At 29.2% G+C, this 7,725-nt stretch carries 4 protein-coding genes; 3 read left to right on the forward strand and 1 reads right to left on the reverse strand.

Annotation, left to right across the window (positions count from 1 at the left end):
• On the reverse strand, positions 1–1,948 hold a 1,948-nt coding region (locus FGQ49_RS09700; RefSeq protein WP_171020676.1), incomplete at its 3' end, for an insulinase family protein.
• A 258-nt stretch (positions 1,949–2,206) separates the two neighbouring features.
• On the opposite strand from FGQ49_RS09700, the gene FGQ49_RS09705 reads away from it, so the two are divergent.
• The 3 genes from FGQ49_RS09705 to FGQ49_RS09715 form a co-directional block, all read left to right on the forward strand.
• Complete coding sequence (locus tag FGQ49_RS09705; protein WP_138269672.1) at positions 2,207–5,350, forward strand: transglycosylase domain-containing protein; 3,144 nt, start codon at positions 2,207–2,209, stop codon at positions 5,348–5,350.
• 104 nt (positions 5,351–5,454) lie between these two features.
• Positions 5,455–6,900 (forward strand): spore germination protein, encoded by a 1,446-nt coding sequence (locus FGQ49_RS09710; RefSeq protein ID WP_138269673.1) that lies wholly within the window; start codon positions 5,455–5,457, stop codon positions 6,898–6,900.
• A 1-nt stretch (position 6,901) separates the two neighbouring features.
• The coding region (locus FGQ49_RS09715; RefSeq protein WP_138269674.1) for a Ger(x)C family spore germination C-terminal domain-containing protein at positions 6,902–7,725 on the forward strand (824 nt) is incomplete at its 3' end.

Consider the following 7,725-nt stretch of genomic DNA (forward strand, 5'->3'; position numbering starts at 1 on the left):
CTTCCATTATATCATACATTTTATCTTCTTTTTCACTAAATGCCTTTATACAGCAAGTGAAAAATGATCTAAAATCTTCAGGATTTTTTACGTTTTGATATGGTGAAACAGTAAATAAAATATCACCTAAATTTTCATTTATTTCATTATTTAAATGAATCATATCAAAGTTTTTAGTATCAAAATTTTCAAAACATTTTGTAAGAAGAGACAAAGCATGAATTTCTTCATTTGAATATAAAGATACTTCATAATTTATATCTAAATAAGTTATATCTTTTGTATTGTCTACTCTTACGTAAATATCATTATTACCTTCATGAATAATTTCAACATCATTTACAACAATAGGATTTTCATCTATATCTTTTATTGAAATTCTCGGAACCAAAGCTTTTACTTCATCACTATCAGGTGTTTGTTGAGCTTTTAATAAAGATTTTGTACTTTCTACCAAACTTTCCAACTCTTTATCATTTAACGCTTTTTTAAATTCTCCAAGTTTTTCTTTTAAAATTTTATCATTTATTTCTGATAAATTTTCTTTTGGTGAGAGTATCACAAAATTATATTTATCATTTTCTACAATAAATTCTTTTATAACATTTTCAAACAAACCATTTTCGGCTTCTTTTTTTATTTGCTCTAATGCATCTTCATACTCTAAAAGTAAAGTCGGATTTCCGTCATATAACCAACTTTCCATTATTGTAATACCGTAAATTAGACCTTTTGGATATGTTCCTGTATCAGCTTCTTTTAATTCAAATTCAAAATTATTAATAGCAGATTTAATAATATCTTTATCTATACCATCATTAATGATTTTTTTAAATGTAGATATAACAGTTTCTTTAAATAATTCTATTTTGTCCTTCTTTGCGTTTTTAGCAACTATACTAAATACAGGTTGAAGTATTCCATTGTTATAATCAAGAACAACTTCATCAGCGATTTTCGCATCAAGAAGGGCTTTCTTTAAATATGAAGAATCAGAATCAAAAAGAATCTTACATAATATTCCAAAAGTAAGACCAAGTTTAACATCTAAAACATTACCTATGCTGTAATTTAAAGCAAGTAAATATTTATTGTCTATATTTTCATTTGAATTTACAGAATAGTATTTTTCAACCCTTTTTTCAATATTGGTAAAATCAACTTGTTCATTAATTTTTGAATCTATTTCTATTTTTTCATAATTACAAAGATAAGATTTATCTAAATACTCAAGGTGACGTAAAATATCAGTATCACCATATATATAAATGTAAGAATTAATCGGATGATAATATCTTTTGTGAAAATTCAAAAATTCTTCATAAGTTAAATCAGGAATATATTCAGGATCCCCACCTGATTCATAAAAATAAGGAGTGTCTTTATATAAATTGGACTCTATGCTTCTTGCAAGAATATCTTCAGGATCAGAAAAGGCACCTTTCATTTCATTATAAACAACACCATTGTATTTTATTTCATCATTTTTATTTTCTATATGATAATGCCATCCTTCCTGTTTTAATATTTCTTCTTTATCATATATTAAAGGATTAAAAACAGCATCTAAATATACATCCATTAAATTTCTAAAATCAGCTTCATTTGTACTTGCAATTGGATACATCGTTTTATCTGAAAAAGTCATTGCGTTTAAAAAAGTATTAAGGGATGATTTTATAAGCTCAATAAATGGCTCTTTTAAAGGATATTTTTTTGAACCACAAAGAACGCTGTGCTCTAAAATATGAGCACTTCCTGTATTGTCGACAGGAGGCGTTCTAAAAGATATGCTAAATACTTTATTATTATCATCATTTTCAATATATAAAAGCTTTGCACCGGATTTTATATGTTCAAATTCATATGAAACAGAATTTATTTCATGAACATTTTTTATATTTTTCAACATAAAGTTTGAATATACTTTATTTTGCTCTAATTTCATTTCTACCTCCAAGTGTATTCTTTTTTTGCTTATCATAAAAATATATTATATATAATTTTGCTCTTTTTATAAATACTTTATTTATATAAATTTAAATATTTTACTTTTTTTATAAATAAAATTAATTACAAAAAAGTGATAATAATGTTAAAATTTTATTAAATATTTCCAAAATGGAACATATAGCATTGATAAAAATATTTCTATGCTATATAATGTTAAAGAATATGCTATGTCATATAAATTTGGAGGTAAAAAATGAGCACAAACGACAACATGACTCCTAATAATATGCAAAAAAAAGTAAAAGTGCGTAAGAAAAGAGTCAGAGTTAAAAAACCTAAAGACAACATGAAAAAAAGCAACATTACCAAGAAAAACATCTTAGGTAAAAATAAAGCTGGCAAAGGAAAATTCAAAAAAGGACCAGGCAAAAAAATAACTTTCAAAAGAGTTCTTGCAGCTATTGTTACTTTAGGTATTGTATGTTTTATAGGTGGGTTCGCTCTAATGCTTGTATGGATGGCTCAAGCACCTGCACTTGATTTAGATAAATTTAATTATGCGAGTGCAACTCATTTATTAGATAAAGATGGAAAATACTATCAGGAACTTCAAGGTTCTGAAAATAGAGAACCTGTAAGTATAGAAGAAATACCGGAAATTGTTCAATTAGCTTTTGTATCAATAGAAGACAAACGTTTCTATGAACACGGAGGCGTTGACCTTATAGGTACTAGTAAAGCTATTCTTGGAGTTTTAACATCAGGAAGCACTGATGGTCCGGGTGGAAGTACAATAACACAACAGCTAATTAAATTAACACACTTAACAAGTGAAACATCAATAAAACGTAAAGTTCAAGAGTGGAAACTTGCAATCGAAGTTGAAAAGAAACTATCAAAAGAAGAAATTCTTGAAGCCTATTTAAATAAAGTAAACATGTCCCAAGCATGGGGTATTCAATCAGGAGCACAATATTTCTTCAAAAAAGATGTTGATGAACTTTCAATTGCTCAAGCGGCTGTTTTAGCATCAATAATCAATGCTCCTACATATTACAACCCTCTTGTATATGAAGATGAAAACGGAGATGGTGAATATACCCTTGTAAAAGAAAAAAATTCTGAAGGAAAAACAGTTCTTGCATACGATGAAAACAACCAAGAAAGAGCGTTAGAAGTAGTCCAAAAAATGTATGATTTAAATCATATAAGTAAAGAAGAATACGATATAGCAGTGGACGAATTAAAGAATAACAAAATTGGATTGGTTGAAAACAAAAGTAACACAGTATACTCTTATTTCACAGATGCTGTATATGAACAAGTTGTAAATGATATTGCAGAAAAATATAATTATTCAAAAGAAGATGCATCAACATTTATTCTTAATAATGGATTAACAATAAAAACAACAGTTGACCCTGATGTTCAAGATGCACTTGAAAAAACTGCAAAAGATGATTCTATCTTCCCTTCTCAATCATATTCTGCAAGTCAAGCTAGTGCTGCAATGACAAAACAAAAAGGCGAAGAAGTAGAATATAATCCGGAAGTTGGTATGACTGTAATTGAAAATAAAACAGGAAATGTAGTAGGAATAGTTGGAGGTAGAGAAAAATCTGCAAGCTTATCTATGAACAGGGCAACTCAAAAATTCCAACCTGGTTCATCTACAAAACCACTTACAACCTATGCTCCGGGAATTGACTCGGGAAAAATTACCGCAGGCACAACATTTAATGATACAACAATTTCTTACGGAGGATGGTCACCTAAAAACTCCGGTGGAGGAAATCAAGGACTAATGACAGTTAGAAATGCCCTAACAAATTCTGTAAATACAGTAGCAGTTCAAGCAATGTTACAAACCGGAACAGAAACAATTCTTCCTTATGCAGAAAAACTTGGACTTGATATTGTAAAAGATGAAAATGATGTAAATGACTTAAACCCTGCCGCATTGGCTCTCGGTGGTTATACTCATGGTCAATCAACACTAGCGATGGCAAGTGCCTATACAACCTTTGCAAATGGTGGAGTTAGACAAACTCCTATTATATATACAGAAATAACCGATAAAAACGGTGAAATAATATTAAGTAATAAATCTGAAAAAGTAAAAGTATTTGAAGAAGGAACAGCTTTTATTATCACAGATATTCTTAAAAATGTTGTAAAAGGCGGTACAACATATATTTCAATCGATGGTACAGAAGTAGCCGGTAAAACAGGTACAACAGATGAAAACAGACATGCATGGTTCTGTGGTTATACTCCTGAATATTCCGGAGCTGTTTGGTATGGATACGACCAGAACGTCGTCACGGTAGATGGAACAACCTATAACTTGAATATCGGTACTTATGGGGGTTCTACAAACGGACCTGCAGCTTTCTGGAAAGAAGCCTTTAGTGAAATATATGATAAAAAAGACATAGAAAACAGTAAGTTTGCATCTCAACCAGATGATGTTTACCAAGCAAAAGTAGACGGAGTATCAGGTAAAAACCCTACTTCCCTTTCTTCAAAAGACCCAAGAGGCTCTAAAGTATACACAGAGTACTTCTTAACAGGTAAAGGACCTAGCGGAAGTGATAACATTCATGTTTCTGCAAAAATATGTGAAGCTTCAAAGAAAAAAGCAACAGAGTATTGTCCTAAAGATCAAGTAAAAACATCTGTATTACTGGATTTAAGCAAGATAACTTATCCACCTGGAGTAACAGGTAAAAATGAAATTGGATCACAAGCAAAATACAGTCTAAAAGGTTCTTGTGATGTACATGGAAAATCAACTGTACATTCTATAAAATTAACAATAAGCCCAGGCTCTATTGAGGCAGGACAAACAGCTACAGCAACTGTAACCGGAACTTTGGCCGATGGCTCAACTAAAAATATTAGTGCAAGTCTATCTTCAAGTAACAGCTCTGTAGCAAGAGTATCAGGAAGTACAATAACAGGTGTAAGCAGCGGAAGTGCAACAATTACCGCTAAATACACACAAGAAGGAACAACATTAACTGCAAGTGCTACAATTAGTGTTAGTGGTTCATCAAGTCCTACAGTATCGTCATTCTCACTAAGTCCTTCATCAATTACAATAAGTAAAGGCGAAGATTATTATTCACCTACTGCTATAATAAGCTTGTCTGATGGTTCTACAGATTATGGAACCGTAACAATAGAAGATGATGATGACTTTGACAGTGAATCTCCGGGAACATATTCAATGACCTGCTCTGTAAGCTATAACGGAACAAAACTTGGAGAAAAAACATTTACTGTACATGTTCAAGATAATGAAGGAAGAATCAGAAATAATAAAGTAACCCAAGCAAGTTTAAAAAGTTCTAATACGTTCAGTATAAAAAATATGTTTTATAGCTTATTTTAAAAAAAAGCACCTTATAAAAGGTGCTTTTTTATTTTATTAAAAAGTATACAAATTAATATTTTGGAAAAAATAATCTATATAAATAATTTTCCCAAAGGTATACAATGAATAAATTATATAAAAATTTAAAAATTAACAAGGCAATAATAAAAAATCAATTTAATAATGACGACACAATAAGATACAGAGAATTTAAAAACAAAGGAATAAGTTATCTTCTTTTATTTATTGACGGAATGTCAAACAGTGAAAGAATCGACGAAGATATAATAAAACCAATTTTAGAAAATAAAAAAATTGTTTTTAAATTTAACATTTTAGACAAATTAAAAACAAATATACTATTTTCAAATGATGTAAAAGAAAAAAATACATTTGAAGATATCTTTTCCGATTTGCTTTACGGAAATACAATTTTAATAATAGAAGGGCAAAATAAAGCTTTAAGTATTGATACAAAAGGTTTTACTTTAAGAGCAATAATGGAACCCCCTAGTGAGAAAATTGCAAAAGGACCAAGAGAAGGCTTTGGAGAAAATATCCTTACAAACTTATCATTGCTTAGAAGAAAAATACAAAGCCCAAATTTAAAATTTGAATTTTCAACTATCGGTAATGTTACAAAAACAAAAACCTGCCTTGCATACATCGACGGAATAGTTGATAAAAAGGTTTTAAAGGAATTAAAAAAAAGAATAAAAAAAATATACATCGACTCAGTGCTTGATGTGAATTATATTTTGGAATCCGTAAAAGATAACAGATTCTCCCCTTTTAAAACAGCTGGAACTTATGAAAAACCTGATGTCATTGCAAGTAAAATACTTGAAGGAAGAGTTGCTTTATTTGTTGACGGAACACCAATAGTAATGACTGTTCCCTATTTATTTATTGAAAATTTTATGTCGGGCGACGATTATTATCTAAATTATTATTTTGCTTCTTTTACAAGAATGATAAGAATTATAAGCTATTTTTTATCTATATGCATACCTGCATTATATATAGCAATAATAACTTTTCATAAAGAGATTTTGCCAAGTTCTCTTGCAATAAGCATAATAGGAGCAAGAGAAGGAATACCTTTTTCAACTTTTACCGAATGCATTCTTATGATAATTATATTTGAAATTCTCGGTGAAGCAGGTAACAGAAGCGGTAGCGGAGCAACAACTGCTCTTGGTATTGTTGGAGGTATTGTTGTTGGACAGGCTGCAGTTGAAGCAAGACTTATAAGCGCTCCTATGATAATAGTGGTAGCTCTTTCCGCAATAAGCGAACTAATGATTCCAAATGTAAAAGGTTCAACAATTATATTTAGATTTATATTTATCTTTCTTTCTTCAATACTTGGATTATACGGATTTACCATTGCTTTTTTACTATTAATTGTTCACTTATCATCATTAAAATCTTTTGGTATGTCTTATATGGCAAATGTTACATTCCAGTCAATACAACAATTTAAAGATTCATTTTACAGATCCCCATGGTACAAAATGATAACAAGACCTACCGATATGTCAGAAAAAAAAGATAGGATAAAATAATATGAAAAATAAAATAATTTCTGTTCTTTTTTTAATAATATCTCTTTGCATTTTTACTTCCTGTTTTGATTATACTGAACTTGAAAGAGAAATACTTATTTTTACAATAGGGATAGATAAAACTCAAACAGGATACGAAGTAAGCGCAGAAACATTGCAGTCTGAAGATTACGATGGTCAGCTTTCTATTAAACCGCAAGTTATTACATCAACAGGCGATTCAATATATGATGCATTAAGCAAACTTGATGGTAAATTTAACAACAAAGTAAATTTAAGTCACTGTGGGCTTATTATTGTAGGAGAAGAATATGCAAAAGAAGACGGAATAAATGATATATTAAATTTAGTATTTGAAGAAAATAATTTAAGATTTAATACAACATTTACAACAACATATAATTCAGCAGCAAAGGAAATTTTAAATACTTCGTCAGAAAACGGAACTTTTCACGGTTTTGAAATATTAGAACAATTAAGCAAAAATAAATTATTTAATAACAGTGCAAGAGCATACAAAGTAATCAACTCAATAGAAAATCAAGGTATTGAATTAACATTACCAGTCATAAAAAAAACAAATGAAAATGAAAAAAAGAATTTTTATGCAAACAAGATTGCAGTATTTAAAAGTGATAAATTACTTGGATATATAGAAGACAAAGATGTAAACTATTATTCTTTTCTATTAAACAAAAAAGATTCAATGCAATTAAAATTAAATATTGATAATAACATAGTAAACACAAAGATATCTTTAAACAAAACAAAAGATAAAATAGAAAATGATAAATTAAATATAAACATGGATATAAATGCTTATAT

Source organism: Anaerofustis stercorihominis (assembly GCF_005844425.1).
GTDB lineage: Bacteria > Bacillota > Clostridia > Eubacteriales > Anaerofustaceae > Anaerofustis > Anaerofustis butyriciformans.